At 54.3% G+C, this 18,206-nt stretch carries 19 protein-coding genes and 1 tRNA gene; 9 read left to right on the plus strand and 11 right to left on the minus strand.

All coding sequences use genetic code 11. The features are described from left to right. Positions 1–63 precede the first annotated feature (63 nt). The 6 genes from RC74_RS18270 to purC all read right to left on the minus strand — a co-directional run bounded on the left by RC74_RS18270 (position 64) and on the right by purC (position 6,067). Positions 64–1,395 (minus strand): sigma-54-dependent transcriptional regulator, encoded by a 1,332-nt coding sequence (locus RC74_RS18270; RefSeq protein ID WP_039003195.1) that lies wholly within the window; start codon positions 1,393–1,395, stop codon positions 64–66. A gap of 7 nt (positions 1,396–1,402) precedes the next feature. Further along, positions 1,403–3,124, minus strand: a complete 1,722-nt coding sequence (locus RC74_RS18275) for a sensor histidine kinase (RefSeq protein ID WP_082802356.1) — start codon at positions 3,122–3,124, stop codon at positions 1,403–1,405. A gap of 196 nt (positions 3,125–3,320) precedes the next feature. Then, positions 3,321–3,989: a phosphoribosylformylglycinamidine synthase subunit PurQ gene (gene purQ, locus RC74_RS18280; protein WP_039003194.1), complete on the minus strand. Its 669-nt coding sequence runs from the start codon at positions 3,987–3,989 to the stop codon at positions 3,321–3,323. A 15-nt stretch (positions 3,990–4,004) separates the two neighbouring features. After that, positions 4,005–5,042 carry a zinc-dependent alcohol dehydrogenase family protein gene (locus RC74_RS18285; protein WP_039003193.1) on the minus strand — a complete coding sequence of 346 codons (1,038 nt, stop codon included), beginning with the start codon at positions 5,040–5,042 and terminating at the stop codon, positions 4,005–4,007. Then, positions 5,042–5,272, minus strand: a complete 231-nt coding sequence (gene purS, locus RC74_RS18290) for a phosphoribosylformylglycinamidine synthase subunit PurS (RefSeq protein ID WP_039003192.1) — start codon at positions 5,270–5,272, stop codon at positions 5,042–5,044. Before purS ends, RC74_RS18285 begins: the two co-directional genes overlap by 1 nt. Before the next feature lie 30 nt (positions 5,273–5,302). After that, on the minus strand, positions 5,303–6,067 hold the full coding sequence (gene purC / locus RC74_RS18295) for a phosphoribosylaminoimidazolesuccinocarboxamide synthase (protein WP_039003191.1): 765 nt from the start codon (positions 6,065–6,067) through the stop codon (positions 5,303–5,305). A gap of 183 nt (positions 6,068–6,250) precedes the next feature. On the opposite strand from purC, the gene RC74_RS18300 reads away from it, so the two are divergent. The 7 genes from RC74_RS18300 (at position 6,251) to RC74_RS18330 (ending at position 12,007) form a co-directional block, all read left to right on the plus strand. Further along, positions 6,251–6,568, plus strand: a complete 318-nt coding sequence (locus tag RC74_RS18300) for a DUF1476 domain-containing protein (RefSeq protein WP_039003190.1) — start codon at positions 6,251–6,253, stop codon at positions 6,566–6,568. A gap of 196 nt (positions 6,569–6,764) precedes the next feature. Further along, positions 6,765–8,783, plus strand: a complete 2,019-nt coding sequence (locus RC74_RS18305) for a bifunctional lysylphosphatidylglycerol flippase/synthetase MprF (protein ID WP_082802357.1) — start codon at positions 6,765–6,767, stop codon at positions 8,781–8,783. Between the two features lie 95 nt (positions 8,784–8,878). Beyond that, on the plus strand, positions 8,879–9,892 hold the full coding sequence (gene bmt, locus RC74_RS18310; protein ID WP_039003189.1) for a betaine--homocysteine S-methyltransferase: 1,014 nt from the start codon (positions 8,879–8,881) through the stop codon (positions 9,890–9,892). Positions 9,893–10,025: 133 nt separating this feature from the next. After that, positions 10,026–10,727, plus strand: coding sequence for a corrinoid protein (locus RC74_RS18315; protein ID WP_039003188.1), 702 nt, complete (start codon positions 10,026–10,028; stop codon positions 10,725–10,727). Between the two features lie 107 nt (positions 10,728–10,834). Further along, positions 10,835–11,050, plus strand: a complete 216-nt coding sequence (locus RC74_RS18320) for a hypothetical protein (RefSeq protein ID WP_039003187.1) — start codon at positions 10,835–10,837, stop codon at positions 11,048–11,050. Continuing rightward, positions 11,031–11,369, plus strand: coding sequence for a YbjQ family protein (locus RC74_RS18325; protein ID WP_039003186.1), 339 nt, complete (start codon positions 11,031–11,033; stop codon positions 11,367–11,369). Before RC74_RS18320 ends, RC74_RS18325 begins: the two co-directional genes overlap by 20 nt. Continuing rightward, on the plus strand, positions 11,366–12,007 hold the full coding sequence (locus RC74_RS18330; RefSeq protein WP_039003185.1) for a DUF1638 domain-containing protein: 642 nt from the start codon (positions 11,366–11,368) through the stop codon (positions 12,005–12,007). The genes RC74_RS18325 and RC74_RS18330 overlap by 4 nt, the downstream gene beginning before the upstream one ends. On the opposite strand, the gene RC74_RS18335 is transcribed toward RC74_RS18330, so the two are convergent. After that, positions 12,004–12,426 (minus strand): SufE family protein, encoded by a 423-nt coding sequence (locus RC74_RS18335; RefSeq protein ID WP_039003184.1) that lies wholly within the window; start codon positions 12,424–12,426, stop codon positions 12,004–12,006. The two genes, RC74_RS18330 and RC74_RS18335, sit on opposite strands and share 4 nt — an antisense overlap. Before the next feature lie 161 nt (positions 12,427–12,587). Between RC74_RS18335 and RC74_RS18340 the strand changes: the two genes are divergently transcribed. After that, entirely contained in the window at positions 12,588–13,061 is a 474-nt protein-coding gene (locus RC74_RS18340; protein WP_039003183.1) for a hypothetical protein, read from the plus strand. A gap of 18 nt (positions 13,062–13,079) precedes the next feature. On the opposite strand, the gene rnd is transcribed toward RC74_RS18340, so the two are convergent. From rnd to purM, 3 genes are all read right to left on the minus strand, one after another. Then, positions 13,080–14,249 (minus strand): ribonuclease D, encoded by a 1,170-nt coding sequence (gene rnd, locus RC74_RS18345; RefSeq protein ID WP_039003182.1) that lies wholly within the window; start codon positions 14,247–14,249, stop codon positions 13,080–13,082. Between the two features lie 83 nt (positions 14,250–14,332). Further along, entirely contained in the window at positions 14,333–14,881 is a 549-nt protein-coding gene (purN, locus tag RC74_RS18350) for a phosphoribosylglycinamide formyltransferase (protein WP_052274939.1), read from the minus strand. A 41-nt stretch (positions 14,882–14,922) separates the two neighbouring features. Beyond that, positions 14,923–15,969 (minus strand): phosphoribosylformylglycinamidine cyclo-ligase, encoded by a 1,047-nt coding sequence (gene purM / locus RC74_RS18355; protein WP_039003180.1) that lies wholly within the window; start codon positions 15,967–15,969, stop codon positions 14,923–14,925. 1,031 nt (positions 15,970–17,000) lie between these two features. Between purM and RC74_RS18360 the strand changes: the two genes are divergently transcribed. Next, positions 17,001–17,077, plus strand: a tRNA-Ile gene (locus RC74_RS18360). A 139-nt stretch (positions 17,078–17,216) separates the two neighbouring features. Here the strand turns inward: RC74_RS18360 and RC74_RS23200 are convergent. Continuing rightward, entirely contained in the window at positions 17,217–18,056 is an 840-nt protein-coding gene (locus RC74_RS23200; RefSeq protein ID WP_236939975.1) for a transporter, read from the minus strand. Between the last annotated feature and the right edge of the window lie 150 nt (positions 18,057–18,206).

An 18,206-nucleotide genomic window follows, 5' to 3' on the forward strand; every position in this document is an offset into this window, starting at 1 on the left:
CCTTTCCCAAAGGCGGTAAATGACGTGACATCAAAGCCCGTTCTGCCGCATTTGGGACGTGTTTTAAATATAGTCCGATCTGGTCAAAGTGTATTTGGCCATTTTCTCATTTAGCGTCCGACGGGGAAGGCAAAGTTCTTCCATAACGTTTACGATGCTACCCTTGTGGCGGCGCATTGTATTGTCGATCAGCATCCGCTCAAACGCTTCCACATATTCCTTGAGGGGCTTGCCATCGGTGGTCATGGTCGGAGCAACATCGTCATTATCTGCCATCAGCAGGCTTGCAATCGTACCCGATCCCCGACGGTTTTGCAGGACCGCCCGTTCGGCAACATTGATCAACTGGCGCACGTTTCCAGGCCAAGGGGATTGCAACAATTGCGCCGCCTCTTGGGCGCTCACTTGAGGCGCATCACAGCCATATTCTTCGGCGAATTGTTCGGATAGGCGCGTGAACAACAACAGGATGTCCTCGCCCCGCTGACGCAACGGCGGCAAGGTGATTTTCAATGCAGACAGGCGGTAAAACAGATCGGGCCGCAGGGCGTCTTCACAGGTTTTCCCCTGCTCTTGCAAGTTGCAAATCGCGATAATCCGCGTTTCTGCGGGAGTTCCCTGTTCATTCATAAACGTCAGCAAACGCGCCTGAAGCCCTTGGCTGAGGGCCTCGATATCTTCGAGCACCAACGTGCCGCCGCGCGCGTCTTCGACCAGCGGTTGGTTGCCGCCGTCATCAATAGGGCCAAACAACCGCCGCGCCAGCTCCTCTTCTTCAAAAGCAGCGCAGGACACCAACTTAAATTTCTTGCCCGCACGGGATCCGACGGCATGTAGCGCGTGGGCCACCAGTGTTTTACCCGTACCCGTTTCGCCCTCGATTAGTACATGGCCATCGGCTTGCCCAAGATCGAGGATATCTTCGCGCAGCCGCTCCATTTCTGGGCTGGCACCGATGAGTTTCTTCATCACCGCTCCGCCGTCGCCCAATTCGCGGCGCAATGCGCGGCTATCAAGTGTCAATCGACGCGCCTGTGTCGCTTTTTTTGCCATTTCGGTCATGACATCAGGGTTGAAAGGCTTCTCTAAGAAATCATACGCCCCGATCCGCATCGCTTCCACTGCCATTGGCACATCGCCGTGTCCCGTAATTAGGATCACTGGCAAGCCCGAGTCGATACTCATCAACTTGCGCAACAGCGCCATTCCATCCATCCCAGGCATCCGAATGTCGGAAACAACAATTCCGGGATAATCGGCCCCAACAGATTTAAGAGCCTCTGTCGCACTGGCATGCGTTTCAGTGTCGAAACCCGACAGAGCCAACCACTGGCTTATCGATTGACGCATGTCTTTTTCATCGTCAACGATGGCAATCTTCATGGCTTTGGCCATTTAGTCCTCACTCGGCTGATGTGTATTCATCATTTAATATGGGGAGCGTCACTTCAAATACAGCCCCCCCTTTGGCGGCATTTCGAGCGGTCAACCGCCCCCCGAAATCGTTTACGATCCCGCTGGAGATAGCAAGCCCCAAGCCCACACCGTCGCCCGGCGCTTTTGTAGTGTAAAATGGCTCAAACAACGCGTCAAGATCGTCAATCCCTGGCCCATTATCTCGCAACGATAAAACGGCGGTTTCGCCGACGGTTAACAGGATTTCGATATGCGGGTTCTTTGCGGTTTTCGTCGCGTCCAAGGCGTTTCTAAACAGGTTAATGATGACTTGCTCTAGACGCATCTGGTCGGCCAAAATAATCACAGGATCGCGTGGAATTGTACGGGTAATTTGAACGTGCCGTTGCTTGAGTTGTGGCTCCATCATCGACAAGGCAGAAGAGAGCGCGGATCTTATATCAAAGGGCTGAAACGTGTCGCCCCCCTTGCGCGCATAGCTCTTGAGTTGCTTGGTAATCGCCCCCATACGCTCGATCAAATCGTCGATCCGCTGGAAGCTGGCTTGGGCCTCCTCTGGACGTTTTCTGAGGAGCAAAAGCTTGGCCCCCGCGAGGTAGGTTTTCATCGCGGCAAGGGGCTGATTTAACTCATGCGAAACCGCCGCCGACATCTCGCCCAATGCGGCAAGTTTAGAGCTTTGGGCTAGGGTTTGTTCGGCCATATCGAGGTGTTTTTCAACCTTCTCACGCTCGGCGATTTCGCGCTGAAGGCGCTGGTTTAGCTGGCGAAGTTCCGCCGACTCGTTCTGGAAAAACACGGAACTTAAGCGCGCACGCCGAGAGGTGAAGTAAAAGCCAAGCGCGATCAATATCGCCCCGCCCATAATTTCGAGGGCTAAAACACCGTTCACCTTGTCACGCACCGAGGCAAATGTGGTGAAACTGGTGAGTTTCCATCCTTGGAACGGTACCCGCACTTCTTGGCGCATTAAGGCCTCACCCTGAAGATAGGCTTCCACGGGCAAATCGCCCCAACCAACCTCAGCCCAATCGCGAGTTGCATTCAAAGCGCGAGTGATAGCGGACGGCGCACTTTTGGTTTTTAGGGCTTCTTTCTCGGTCAAACCACGCCAAAGGGGTTCGGTTGAAAGGATGATATTTCCTTCGGAATTGGTTACGATCACCGCATCCGTTGTCCCTTTCCAGGAGGCCTCAAACTGGCGTAAATCCACATCCACAACGATGACCCCGATAAGGGTGCCGTTGGAGACTAACTTCTGGGAATAAGTGAATTTTGACGCTCCCGTCTCATTTTGGGACACGCCAAAAATCGCGCCATCCGTGCGAACGGCTGCGACAAAGGCTTCAGAGTTGCGCGCATTTCCCCCAAGGAGATTGCGGTCGGTGGCTGCAACCACACGTCCGCTTTCATCCAACAATTGCAAACCCGCGATGCCGATCTCTTCGGCATATGTGATCAGCTGCTGGCTTGACTGCGTAAAGTCGGATGAATTCAACGCGCCCGTCAGGACAGGGTCACGTGCCAACAGGCGTGGAACAATAGCGCTGCGTCTGATTTCGCCCACAATATTGCCCGAATAAAGCGCGAGCCGCACCTGTGCACGACTGCGGGTCGTTTCGGTATATCGTTCGGTCAAAAGTGTATTGGTAGACCAGATTATGCCCGCCCCGATGGCAATGGCAAGGATCAGCAAACCACGGGCCATCCAGCCCGTTTTTGCAACACGCCTCAATGGGATTTCTGAAGATCTTAGTCCAGAACTTGCACCGCTTCTTGTGCTACGGCTCAGCCTAACGTCCCCCCCATCGACGGGACAGCACTTAAAGGATCGGGTGAATGGGGCGCATCTTTAGCCATAGCCAACGATACCCCCTACGCCGTAAAGGCTCAAGACGTTGCGTCTATGCGCTAACCAATTCGCTCACAATTGAGCGAAAGAACGCTTGTCCGTCAGTGCCAACATGGCTGGCGTCAAAAGCGCGCTCAGGATGAGGCATCATGCCCAAAACCCGTTTATTTTCACTTAGCACACCCGCAATATCGGCTGTGGAGCCATTGGGGTTGTTGCCATAGGTAAAGGCCACGCGCCCCTCACCCTGAAGACGTTCAATGGTCTGGGCGTCAGCTGTATAATTGCCGTCATGGTGGGCAATCGGGATGTCGATCACTTGGCCAGCCTCATAGCCGCGCGTAAATAGCGTGTCGGCGTTTTCAACGACAAGCGGCACGGTTTTGCAGATGTATTTCAAGCCAGCGTTACGCAGCAGTGCCCCCGGAAGCAGGCCGGTTTCCGCAAGGATTTGAAAGCCGTTACACACGCCAAAAACATGGCCGCCCTTATTGGCAAAATCCACCACAGAGCGGCAAATTGGGCTTTGCGCGGCAATCGCACCACAACGCAGGTAATCACCAAAACTAAACCCGCCCGGAACACCGACAAAATCGAGGCCAGAAGGCAGGGTTGTGTCTTTGTGCCAGACCATTTCCACATCGGCTCCGCTTTCGCGTAAAGCCACCGCAAGGTCGCGATCACAGTTGGAACCGGGGAAGACAATGACAGCAGCTTTCATGGCAGATGGTCCTTTTTAGGCAGTAAAATCAGTAATGACGGCCACACCGGGCGCGGTTGGCCCGTTAAAGGCGCGCAGCTCGTCACTCGCGGAGGATAGAGGTATTTCACGGGCAACCAAAGGCGTCATATCCACGGCACCACTCTCGATAAGCGACAACAAGCTAGGATAGCGCCACGATGGCATGCCACGCGTGCCGAAAAGGGCGAGATTTCCCATATAAACAGCATTCATATTGATTTGCATCTTGGCGGTATGGCCCACGGGCATTCCAACTTGAACGTGCCGCCCCAAGGGGCGCAAACATTCGATACTAGCGTTTGTGGTCGCTTCGATGCCGAGGGCTTCGATGCTCACATGCGCGCCGCCGCCTGTAATCTCGCGGATAGCAAGGGCAGTATCACCCGCCGAGGCATTCACGGCGGCGTCCGCTCCGAGGCTGAGCGCGTGGGTGAGTTTTTCCTCAACGATATCAACAACAACAACCCGCGCACCAAGGGCCTTAGCCAACAGAAACGCCGAGAGGCCAACGCCCCCCGTTCCATGCACAGCAACCCATTCGCCCGCCTGTACCGCGGCGCGCCCCGTGAGCGCGTGCCACGCAGTCGTGACGCGACACCCAAGTCCCGCAGCGACGGTGGGAGAGAGTGTGTCGGGCAAAATAGCTAAGTTGTGGTCGAAAGGAACGGCAATATATTGCGCGAATGCTCCGGGTTCGATAAACCCCGGAAGCCGTTGATTTGGGCAGGTATTTTGATGTCCCGACTGGCAAGACGGACAGGCACCACAGGCCAGAATAAAGGGCGCAACGAGGCGGTCCGCAATGGCGAATTTCGCCCGCGCACCAGCCTCAACAACGGTTCCGCAATATTCATGCCCCATAATTTGACCCGGTTTGACGCGAGGATGTTCCCCGACCCACCCGTGCCAATCCGAACGGCAGACGCCACAGGCCATCACTTCGAGCACAACGCCATCTTCAGGACAGGTCGGATCAGCGACCTCTTCCAAAGACAAATCCGCGTTGTATTCCCGAAGAACGGCGGCGCGCATTAGGCGATCTCGATCGTGTAGCTTTCGATCACAGTATTTGCGAGCAGCTTGTCGCACATCTCGGTGATCGTCGCCTCAGACGTGCCATCGGCAAGGTCAAGTTCAATCACTTTGCCTTGACGCACATCATTCACACCCTCAAATCCGAGGGTGCCAAGCGCATGACGCACGGCGGCGCCTTGGGGGTCAAGAACACCGTTTTTCAGCATCACATGTACACGGGCTTTCATGGCAGAACTTTCCTTATTTTTCGAAGAGGCTTAATTAATCAGCGTCGGTTTACCAGAAGGGTGCGTCACGTTGGAGGGCATAACGCCCAAACGTGTCGCCACTTCGGTATAGGCATCGGCCAAATCGCCGAGATCTTGGCGGAAGACGTCTTTGTCGAGCTTACGGCCAGTCTCGATGTCCCACAAACGACAGCTATCAGGGCTAATTTCATCGGCCACAACAAGGCGCATGAAATCGCCGTCATAAACGCGGCCCAGTTCGATTTTGAAATCAACCAGCTTGATGCCAACGCCATACATAACGCCCGACAGAAAGTCGTTTACCCGCAATGCAAGCGCGACAATGTCATCAAGCTCCTGCTGGGAGGCCCAGCCGAAAGCGATGACGTATTCTTCGGGTACCAATGGATCGCCAAGTGAGTCGTCTTTGTAGGAAAACTCGACAATCGGACGCGGCATTGGTGTGCCCTCTTCGATTCCCATCCGCTTGGAAAACGAGCCCGCAGCGAAATTGCGCACGATTACTTCGAGCGGTATAATTTCGACCCGACGGATCAATTGCTCGCGCATATTGAGGCGTTTGAGGAAGTGAGTCGGCACGCCGATTTGCTCAAGACCGACCATAAAATATTCGCTCAGGCGGTTATTCAGAACACCTTTTCCGTCAATCACAGCCTTCTTCTCGGCGTTAAAAGCGGTGGCATCATCCTTGAAATACTGCACTAAAGTGTCAGGCTCAGGGCCTTCATACAGAGTTTTTGCTTTGCCTTCGTAAATCTTTGTGCGACGTGCCATTCGGGTTCCGATCTTCGGATGCTGCGGTTTGGCACGTGAGGTGAGTCTTGTGCCCCTTCGCGCCCTATACGCCATGGGATGCTTTGCCGCAAGGTTGCGCATCGCCCTTGCGGCTTTGCGCGTGAGTTGGCATATGTTAGGGGAACGAATTAACACCCTTGCACACAAGCCCGAGGAAAGAACATGACAACATTTGACGATCGCGAAAACGCTTTTGAAGCCAAATTCGCTCACGACGCCGATATGCAGTTCAAAGCCATCGCCCGTCGTAACAAACTCGTTGGCCTTTGGGCCGCAGCCTTGCTTGGAAAATCGGGCAATGACGCAACGACTTATGCGCTCGAAGTTGTGAAAGCCGATTTCGAAGAAGCTGGCCATGACGATGTTGTGCGCAAAGTGACTGGTGATTTGGGCGACCTTGCGACCGAAGCCGCTGTACGCGAAAAAATGGCGAGTTGCTTGGTTGAGGCGCAAACCCAAGTGTTGAAAGAAGTCAAATAGGCTTTCTAATCGAGTAAAATTAAACGCGCCCCTATCCCTAGGTGGCGCGTTTTTTTGTTACAATTCTATATGTTAACTCCCCCCTAAGAGAGTTCCCTTACACCTACTAGCGGTGGATAAAAGGGACGGCGATGGGAACAATGTGAACACTTCGATTGATCGAGGGTCGAATGGAACTACGGCAAAGATAGATTCCATGTCGTTTGAGCCACCTCCTAAGATGGCCCGCAAAAATCTAGCCACTCTCTTTATGCGACACCAAATTGCGAGACAAGCCGCCCCCATTGTGTTGGCGATTGGCTTCGTTGCCCTTTTCCTCGACAATATGGTCGCCTTGGATGTCTCACAAATTTGGGCGGCCGTGCAAACAGTCTCAGGCGCACAGTGGGGAATGGCAACCGTTGCTACCGCAGCGAGCTTCTGGGCGGTCGGGCGTTATGACGCGGTCATTCACCGTCATTTACGCACACAAGTGGGCAATAAAACCGCCTCACGTGCAGGAATCGCTGCGATCGCTGTCTCGCAAACCACGGGATTTGGGCTTTTCACCGGTGCATTAACACGCTGGCGCCTTCTCCCTGAAATCAGTTTCCTTCAAGCCACACAGATTTCTGCGGCTGTCGCTGTCTCGTTTTTGGCAGGACTGGCGGTTGTTATGTCCTTCGCCGCGCTCCTTTTCCCTCTGCCCGTTGGGATTGCAGGTCTTAGTCTTGGGTATCTTGTCCCGCTCTTTTTGCTCCCGCCCCTCGGGCTCATTGCGCTCGTTACCGCGTCCCTTTTACAACCTCATATTTCCTTTAGAGGGCATAGGCTTAACTGGCCAAGTGTCTCTGCAATTTTCGCAATAACAGGCCTTGCAGCGGCCGATACTTTGGCAGCATCCGGTGCGCTTTTCGCTCTGCTTCCGCCTGCGCTCGAGCTTGGTTTCAGTCAGCTCTATCCCGCCTTTCTTATTGCCTTTGGGGTGGCATTGGTGTCAGGCACTCCAGGAGGCGTCGGCCCGTTTGAGGTCACGCTCCTCATGCTCCTGCCCTTTGTACCAGCAGAGCCCCTCCTTGGGGCGATCCTTGCCTATCGCGCCCTGTACTATGCGTTGCCTGCGCTTTTGGGGGCGATAACCCTCGCGCGCGGCCCATTCCTTCAGCGCGACAAGCTAAACAAAAGGATGCTGCCTCAAACTGGCGGAATCGCATGGTTTCCCTCGCGCCTCGAGGCTTTGATCCATAGTGCCCCGCGCGCCGAAGCCAATCTTTTACGCCAAGGCGACAAAGCGTTGCTGCATGCGCAGAATTCGGCAGGGTGTTTTCTCACGGCATCTCGTGGACAGGCGCTCATCGCACTGGGCGACCCTCTTGTGGCGACACATCCGCAAAGCCTATTGGCGTCCTTTAAGAACATGGCCGAAGCTGACAATCACTTGCCGTTTTTGTATAAAATCAGCGGCCGCATGGCGCTTGAAGCGCGCAAATTTGGCATGGCTGTCACCCCCGTCAGCCGTGAAGCATGGCTTACGCCCTCCGAATTCTGCCTCCAGTCCCCAGAACACAGCCAGTTACGCCGCAAATTACGCAAAGCGCAAAAGGCAGGCACTTCCCTTAAGCCGCTGTTTAATCACGCAGACCTTCATCTCACCTTGGGCGAAATGACGCGCGTGGCGCGCGAATGGTCCGACACCCACGGCGGCGAACGTGGGTTTACCATGGGAATATATGATCCAGCTTATGTGCAAACCCAGCGCTGTTTTCTCGCTTATAAAAACGACAGTCTTGTCGGGTTCGTAAGCTTTTCAACGGTGGCCGCGGAATGGACGCTCGACCTTATGCGCCACGCCAGCAGCATCCCAGATGGCACAATGCACGCGTTGGTAACTGAGGCGATCAAGACCGCAGCGATTGAGAATATCCCCCGCCTTTCCCTCGCCTCCGTGCCATGGCAACCCGCGCCTTCGGCCTCACGGTTGGCGCATTGGTTTTGGGGGAAGTTGGGAACCCTGTCCGGCGGCGCAGGCCTCACGCAATTCAAATCCAGTTTTGCTCCGCATTGGGAGACGCTTTACATGGCGGGCCCCAATCGCCTCGGTCTCGCCCTTGGTGCATTTGACGTGACACGCGCTATTCTCGCGCAACAACCTGCCGCCAATTTGGCGACCTCGCTCAACACCACTTTAAGCAACGGCGAAAAACGACAACTTGAAACCCTTTCACAAACATTATGACGATAATGAATTTGCACCTTGGCGTAAAAACTGGCATTTGACCGCAAGCCCCCCACTTAATGTGGGGGTATACGTGTTTTTGAAAGGCAGATCCCATGACCAACGCACTGCAACGCATGCTCTCGGAGCGCGACTGGATTTTGGCCGATGGGGCCACGGGCACCAACCTGTTTAACATGGGACTCACTTCTGGGGATGCGCCCGAAATGTGGAACGTGGAAGAACCCGAGAAAATCAAAGCGCTTTATCGCGGGGCCGTGGATGCGGGGTCTGATCTGTTTCTCACCAATACGTTTGGCGGCAACGCCAGCCGTTTGAAATTGCACAATGCACAACACCGTGTCGCCGAACTCAACATCGCAGCGGCCCATCTTGCGCGTGACGTGGCCGATGCCGCGGGGCGCCCCGTGATCGTTGCGGGTTCTGTCGGTCCAACGGGCGAGATCATGGTGCCACTGGGAAGCCTCACCCACGCGCTTGCGGTGGAAATGTTCCACGAGCAAGCCGCAGCCCTCAAAGAAGGCGGCGTAGATGTTTTGTGGCTTGAAACCATCTCGGCCCCCGAAGAATACCGCGCGGCGGCCGAAGCCTTTAAGCTGGCCGATATGCCATGGTGCGGCACCATGAGTTTTGACACGGCAGGCCGCACCATGATGGGGGTGACCTCGTCTGATATGGTGGACATCGTGGCGAAAATCGAAAACCAGCCACTGGCCTTCGGTGCGAACTGTGGTGTCGGCGCGTCGGACCTTCTGCGTACGGTGCAAGGGTTCTCGGCCCGTGGTCCCGTCACACCGATCATTTCCAAAGGCAACGCAGGCATTCCAAAATTCCACGATGGCCACATTCACTATGACGGCACGCCGGAATTGATGGGCGACTACGCCTGCCTCGCACGAGACTCGGGCGCGACGATCATTGGCGGCTGCTGTGGCACGACGCCGGATCACTTGCGTGCCATGCGCGAAGCCCTTGAAACCCGCGAACGTGGCCCCCGCCCCTCGCTGGAATTCATCACCAAAAGCCTCGGTGGATTTTCTTCTCCAAAAGACGGCACAGGCGACGATACAGAGAAACCAGAACGCATTCGACGCCGTTCACGGACCTAAACTTCCGTAAAACCAATCTGATGCGTCGGAACAAGCGCCAAGCATGTCGCAAAATGCCAAGTTCCGACCGTAAAGCAGGCCCATCAATGGGCAGACACCGCGCGATTTCGCGCCCTATGAATAGGGTAGACCCATGGCTGACGACGCAGACATCATCCTAAGCGAACTTCCAGACGACGAACTCGTCCTTCAAATGCACGACGACCTTTACGACGGCATGAAGGAAGAAATCGAAGAAGCGGTGCACATCCTGCTGGAACGCAAATGGACGCCCTACGATATTCTGACCAAAGCTTTGGTGGCGGGCATGACAGTTGTGGGCCATGATTTCCGCGACGGTATTTTATTCGTTCCAGAGGTGCTCCTTGCGGCGGGCGCGATGAAGGGTGGCATGTCCATTCTTAAACCCCTCCTCGTGGAAACTGGTGCGCCCAAAATGGGTAAAATGGTCATCGGAACCGTCAAAGGCGATATCCACGACATCGGCAAAAACCTTGTCGGCATGATGATGGAAGGTGCAGGCTTTGAAATTGTCGATCTGGGAATCAACAACCCCGTCGAAGATTATCTTGACGCGCTCAAACGCGAAGACGCTGATATCCTTGGCATGTCCGCGCTCTTGACCACGACCATGCCCTATATGAAAGTCGTGATTGATACGATGATTGAGCGCGGCATTCGCGACGACTATATTGTTCTGGTCGGCGGCGCGCCTTTGAATGAAGAATTCGGCAAAGCCATTGGTGCTGACGCTTATTGCCGTGACGCTGCTGTCGCCGTGGAAACCGCAAAGACCTTCATCGCACGCAAACACAATCGGGCTTCGGCTGGCTAAAGGTTTCGCCCCCCCCTACCCAATTCCCAAAGCCCCGCCAGTGACTTCACGCGCGGGGCTTTCTTTTTTGAACATTCGACCCCATATTAAGTGGGATTGGAGACCCTATGCCTTTAGATAAATTGATCCTTCTTCTCGTCATTGTAATTTCTGCCGCCGCGGCGACCGTTTACGTGGCAAGCTTGATGCTTGTGAGCGTTCAGGTGCCTGGCGGGATGCTGCTCCTCATTCCAACGGTGCTCGTTTTCTATGTCGTTTACCGTGTTATTTCAGATCGCGTGAAGAACAAGGAGGATGACCACTATGACTCTGTCGAAAAATAGCCCCCTTATTCTGACCATCGAAACCGTTCCTGGCCGCGAGATTATAGACGTATTGGGCCTCGTTAAGGGCTCAACCGTGCGGGCCAAACACGTCGGAGCGGACATAACGGCGGCCTTGCGCAATATTGTGGGCGGTGAAGTTAAGGAATACGCGCAACTGTTGGCGGGTGCACGCGAACAAGCAAAAGACCGCATGATCGACGATGCGCAAGCCTTGGGAGCGGACGCCATCGTCGGCGTTCGGATGCAAACCTCCGCAATCCAAAACGGCGCGTCCGAAGTTGTGTTTTACGGCACCGCTGTCCGTCTAGGACCATGACATTGCAGAACCCAAACCCTACCGACGAAGCCCTCTCTGAGGAGGAACACGTCTTGGCCACGGGTCGTGTGCTCCTGATTGCTTGCGGGGCTTTGGCGCATGAAATTTTGGCGCTCAAACGGCTGAATGGTTGGGATCATCTCGCACTGCGCTGCCTGCCCGCGAACCTGCACTTGCGTCCCGAAAAAATCCCCGCCGAGGTTGCGCGGGTCGTAACCGAAGAACGGGCGCAATACGACGATATTTTTGTGGTTTATGCTGATTGTGGAACGGGCGGGCTTTTGGCCAAGGAATGTGCGTCCCTTGGGGTCGAGATGATTGCTGGCCCGCATTGTTACGCGTTTTTTGAGGGCGTCGATGCCTTTGCCGCCCACCCAGACGAGATCACCGCCTTCTACCTCACCGACTTCCTCGTGCGGCAATTCGATGCCTTCGTAATCAAACCCATGGGCCTCGACCGCCACCCGCAATTGCGCGACATGTATTTCGGGAATTACACAAAACTGGTTTATCAAGCCCAGACCGACGACCCTGCCCTCACCGAAAAAGCCAAGCTCTGCGCGGCGCGTTTGGGGCTCGCATTTGAGCGCCGTTTTACAGGATATGGCGAGCTAGAAACGGCGCTCGCGCAGGTCTAAAGCGTGGCTTGCGCGATGCCGCGAATACGTTCCACCATGGCGCGTACACCGTTTGAGCGCTGTGCGGATAAATGCTCATCCAGCCCAAGCCGTCCCAGCTCTGCTGTGGCATCCACCGATAAAACATCCGCCACCGTGAGGCCGGAATAAAGCGCATGCAGCACCGCCACGAGGCCGCGCACGATCATCGCATCACTCTCGCCGCGAAAATCAAAAACCGCCTTGGGCCCTGTTCCCAAAACATCGGGCATCAACCAAACTTGGCTGGCGCAACCGTCTACTTTGGTCGCAGGTACACGAAATGCGTCCTCAAGCTCGGGCATAGCGCGCCCCAACTCAATCACATGCCGATAGCGGTCTTCCCAATCGTCCAGAAATTCAAAGGTTTCGGCGATGTCTTCGAATGCGGCGCTGGCCATATCTACTCCTTGCTTATCCTCCCTTTGAGGTAAGACCCGCCGCCCAAAAGGTCCAGCCCCATTCCAAAATCGGGTTGCGTCTTTTCAAATGGCTTCCAGTAGGCTACCTCAGAAGAAACAGCGGCGTGCAAACTGGGTGACACGCAAAAAGGAGACAACGCATGAGATTTCCGACCTATTTGATCGTGTCATTGGGCCTAGCCACCGGCGCCTGCTCCTCAATATCGGACTCGCGCTATAACCCAATGAATTGGGGCCAAAGTGAGGATATTGCTGCGACTTTAGCTCCCGAAGACGGCTATCTGGTTCTCCAAGACAACCGAAACCTTATCGCGCAAGTTACGAATTTAACCGTGGTCAACGCCCAAGGCGGCGTCATTGTGCATGCAACTGGACTTCCCCCAACTCAAGGCTATTTTGACGCCGAGCTTTTCCCCCGAAATGAGGAAAAGCCAGAGGGTGCCACATTGGTTTATGAATTCCGCGTTCTTGAACCCAACCGGCAACAACGCGTTTCATCCGAGGTTTCCCGAGAGGTCATCGTGGCGCATTTCATTTCCACCGCCAAATTGCGCGGTGTGAACGAGATAAAAATTGTCGCGGCCCAAAACTCTCGCTCTAGCCGCGCGCAATAGGCCTATCCGACCAACCGCCTAGTTGGGTAAAAGTTCAACCACATCAACGTTTTGCCCCTTCAGGGCAAGGGCCACTTCACCACGGCACAGACGCATTGCATCCTGCCCAAAGACTTCGGCACGCCAGCCCGCCAAGGCTTTAACGTCGCGACCACCCGCTGCTATAACGTCTAAATCCGCGGATGAGGCGATCAGCTTAGGGGCGACCCCAGTCAGGTCGCATTTTGCCTTCAACAGGACCCGCAACAAATCGGCCAACGCCGGATTCACTTGCAGTTTTTCACGCGAGCGATCGGGTTTTGGAATCTTGTCTTCGGGAAGAACGAGGCCCGTTTTAACAGCGGCCAAAATACCGTCCGCAATATCGCCCCGCCGCGCTTCGCGTAGCAAAAGGCGCGATCCGCTCAAGTCGTCAAAGCTGCTGGGTTTCGTTGAGGCCAACTCCAGCAATGCATCGTCTTTGTAGACACGGTTGCGGGGAATATTGCGTGTCTGTGCGTATTCTTCGCGAAACTGGGACAGGGTTTTAACAAGGGCCATAAACCGCCCACTTGTGGTGCGCGTTTTGACCCGTTTCCACGCGTCCTCGGAAGGCACAACATAGGTTCCCGGCGAAAGAAGCACTTCAAGTTCTTCCTCTACCCACTTGGAACGATTTGATTTTTTCAAATCTTTACTCAGAAATTCATAGACATCCCGCAAATGGGTTACATCCGCCAGCGCATAGGTTTTCTGGGCCGACGTCAGCGGGCGACGGGACCAATCGGTAAACCGCGATGTCTTGTCGATGTTGGCTTTGGCAATTTTGCGGACCAATGTTTCATAACCGACCTGCTCGCCAAAACCGCAAACCATCGCCGCCACTTGGGTATCAAAAAGCGGGATGGGAAACACGTTGCCTTCGATAAAAAAGATCTCAAGATCTTGCCGCGCCGCGTGAAAAACTTTGACTACATTCTCGTTGCGAAACAACTCATACAGCGGTTCGAGCGAAAAATCGGGGGCAAGTGGATCAACAAGAACAGCATCGACCTCGTCGTCGTCTCCGGGAACAGCAAGCTGTACAAGACAGAGCTTCGAATAATAGGTGCGCTCTCGCAGAAACTCCGTATCGACGGTCACATAAGGAAAGGATGCTGCGCGTTCACAATAGGTTGCAAGCTCGCTCGTCGTGGTAATCGTGATCATAAAACGCTATTCTTTTTCTTGTTTTTGCCAGACTTTCGGCAATCTTAGGGAAGAGTGAAGCAAATGAAAAGGGAGAGCGTGGCTCAGGTCAAATCCACACGATGATGATCGCCCATAATAAACTTGCGCAGGACCGCAGGATAGAGTCGATGCTCAAGCGGCAGAATTCTGGCGGCAAGGGTTTCTGTTGTATCGTTAGGAAGGATTGGCACACGGGCTTGGCCCAGAATTGGGCCGCCATCTAGCTCGGCCGTGACTTCATGCACAGAGCATCCCGCCTCAGAGTCACCCGCTTCAATCGCGCGTGCATGGGTATGGAGACCCTTGTATTTCGGCAGCAAAGACGGGTGAATATTGAGCATTTTCCCGTTCCAACGCGCCGTAAATTCCGGCGTAAAAATGCGCATAAATCCGGCAAGGCATATGACATCCGGTGCCACACGTTCAAGAATTTCCGTAAGGGCCGTATCAAACGCGAGGCGGTCTTTGCCAAACGGGCGATGATCAAGGCTTGCCACATCAATACCCAAATTCGCAGCCTTGGTGAGGCCCGCGGCACTGGGATTATTGGACAAAACCAAAACGGGGCGCGCAGGGTGATCCCCCTGCATATCCTCAACCAGCGACACCATGTTCGAGCCGCCCCCCGAAATCAGGATCGCGACGCGCAAACTCACAGAAGCGAACCCGAATACCGCACGCCATCGCCCTTGGTGACGTGGCCCAAGGTATAAACGGTTTCGCCAGCCTCTTGGAGGAGAGCCGTTAGGGCTTCGGCGCGGTCTGCGGAAACAGAAAGCACCATGCCAACACCAGAGTTGAAGGTTTTGAGCAATTCTGACTGCTCAATTCCCGCCGTTGCGGCCAACCATTTAAACACAGGAGGAAGGTCCCAAGCATTCAAATCGATGTCGGCGCCAAGCCCTTCAGGCAAGACGCGCGGCAGGTTTTCGGTCAACCCGCCACCGGTGATATGTGCCAGAGCGTGGACGCCCCCTGCCCGTATCGCCGCAAGGCATTGTTTCACATAGAGGCGGGTTGGTGCGAGAAGGGCTTCGCCCAGATTGCCTTCGCCAAAGGGGGAATCGTCAGACCATTCTAGGCCCGAGACTTCGACAACTTTGCGCACAAGTGAATAGCCGTTTGAATGGACGCCATCGCTGGCCAGTCCCAAAAGGACGTCGCCCTCAACCACGCCCGCAGGCAGGTCCGTGCCACGTTCCATCGCGCCAACGGCGAAGCCCGCCAAGTCAAAATCACCTTCGTGATACATCCCCGGCATTTCCGCCGTTTCGCCGCCAATCAAAGCCGCACCCGAGAGTTCGCACCCTTTGGCGATGCCGTTGATAATCTCAGTCGCTTCGTCGAGGTCCAGCTTGCCTGTCGCGAAATAATCGAGGAAAAGCAGGGGTTCAGCGCCCTGACAAACAAGATCGTTGACGCACATCGCCACAAGATCAATGCCGATTGTGCTCATATTGCCCGTGTCGATCGCGATGCGCAATTTGGTGCCAACACCGTCGGTTGCGGCAACAAGGATCGGGTCGTTGTACCCTGCCCCTTTGAGGTCAAACAAAGCGCCAAAGCCACCGAGGCCAGACATCACGCCGGGGCGGACTGTCCGTTTTGCGGCGGGTTTGATGCGGTCAATCAATGCATTGCCCGCATCAATATCGACACCCGCGTCCGCGTAGGTCAGACCGTTTTTCTCATTTGACATAGGAGGCCCCTTTTTCACTGTTGGCGCTGCTTTACCGCAAGGGGGGTGCAAAGGGAATAGGAGAAGGGAAAACGGACGCAATCTAACAAAAAGGGCCCACTCCGGAAAACGCGCTCTCGAAAATTGCTTTCGCTTTCGCTTTAGGACGCGAGTGTAGAATTGATTGTATGGGTAGCTCTGCCACCCAAAGTAGTACAATCCGCATCCCTCTGTGCCAAAACAGCGACGTCATTGATGCTGCGCACCACAGCATTTGTACTATCGTCGCCAAGTCCCACTGCAACGCGGAATGCGTTTGCGGTGAAAGTCGTGGCGATGCGAGCCGCGCTTAATCGTCCACGGGATGATCAGCAAGAAACAACGGATCAATGGCACAGAGTTCGCAAGTGACTATGATCGAAACGACCTCCCCTGCGGGAATTTTATACACCCATCCAGCAAGTATGGACGCTTCAGTCCAATGCTTTGAAGCCAGTGCAAACTCAATGAGTTCTGGGTCACTTTTCCTTAAAGAACCATAACGTCCCTCGTCGCAGAAGCATCGGTCTTGGCCTTTCTGGCACCATTGTGCAGATTGCAGGTAGATCACCAAGCGATCCTCTGAACCAAGTGATTTTAGCTCTCAAACGCGGCTTTGATCGGAAGATAGATCGCTTCGTCGTTCCGATCATCGTTTGGGCTACAATTAATCCCCGTGCGCTCCTTTTAAGAAGGGCAAAATCTTATTCACAGACGCCACGGGCATTTTTTTAACGGCGGGCAAATTGAAGAAGCCAGACTGTTGCACATTTCATTGCCCAATGTTGTCTCCCTAGAGGTTCCCAAATGTCGAATGCCCTTGTTTCGGATCAATTCCGGTTAAGTTTTAGGTATGATGGCCATTTCTAAACGCAACGTTATCAAAACCATGCGCGTTCACCCTATTTTATGAAGAATTTAATGACCTTGGGGAAATGGAGGCAGAATAGATAAAAAAAGTTATCATCCCTCCTTGACCCGCAGCACATGGATGCGTACTCAAAGCGCTAGGCGGGCCTGTAGCTCAACTGGTTAGAGCAGAGCGCTCATAACGCTTTGGTTGCGGGTTCAAGTCCTGCCGGGCCTACCAAACGCCATCCTTTATTATCCGCCACTCTTCGTTTTCCACCACTAAGGGAAACGGCAATTCGTCCTGCGAAGCCTATACTAAGAGCAGGCTTCGCTGTGTCGACAGCTGGCGAGCTTGCCGACACAGTCAACCCATAGGTCTATTTGGGGTAAAGCAGCGCAAAGTTTAGGCGCAAGCCCCAACCCTCTGGCCCGCCATCAGGCGCTTGCGCCCAATAGCGTACGCCCAATCCGATTTGTGCGGGTTGTTTTTTGCCCAGCTTGATCATCTGATTGACCATGAGGTTAATTGGAACCGACCATTGCTCTGTTTCCCAATTATAGGTGCTTTCCGTATTCAACGCGAAGCTTGTCGCGCTCTTGGTGGTATAGGACATGAATGGCTGTAGATATGTCGAATTCACGTCTGCCCGGTCGCTATCACCTGCTACTGACCAGATATGATTGCCTAGCCCTCCAAATGTCCAAGCGCCCGTCTGTTTAAGTGCGACGGCAGTAACACCCGCGCCCCATTTGCCCGACCCCAGGGATTCCTCTGTCGCCGTGGGCAACAAGAATGCTGGACCCGCGCCCCAAATAAGGCCTCCACTTGTGGGAGCTTTGGGAGAGAAGAAAACGCTTTGAACGGTATCGCCGAGTCCAAAGGCCGAGCCTCCGGGCATGTTACCATTGTTGGAAATGACAGGCAAAATCGTACGGGAAATCACGTTCCAATCATCGTTCAGACTAAATGGAATCACCGGCTGAATATTCATATAATTCTGCGTGCCCTCATTCGGGCCGTACCCAGAATTGGAATTATATTGAAAGGGCACACTGATCAGGCTGGAAATCGGGTTGGACATTTTTTTGGCCAAGTCGACACTATCAGAATCCTGCGCAGTTACAGGCGTTGCGAGGGCAAAAACGCCGAGCCACACCGCGGTAAGGGAACGCATGCGCCGCTTGTTGAACTTATCAGTAAAAACGCCTCTAAACATATCCAGTACTCCTTCCATAAAACAATTCCCTGCCGACTTGATGCCCTGAAAATCTAGGTTTAAACAAAATTTACATGAGGAAATTCCAAAATTCTCTCATAGCCGAGTATGCCTTCACGACCTACAATTTTCAACGGGTGACGCGCGAAT

Source organism: Falsihalocynthiibacter arcticus, assembly GCF_000812665.2.
Lineage (GTDB): Bacteria > Pseudomonadota > Alphaproteobacteria > Rhodobacterales > Rhodobacteraceae > Falsihalocynthiibacter > Falsihalocynthiibacter arcticus.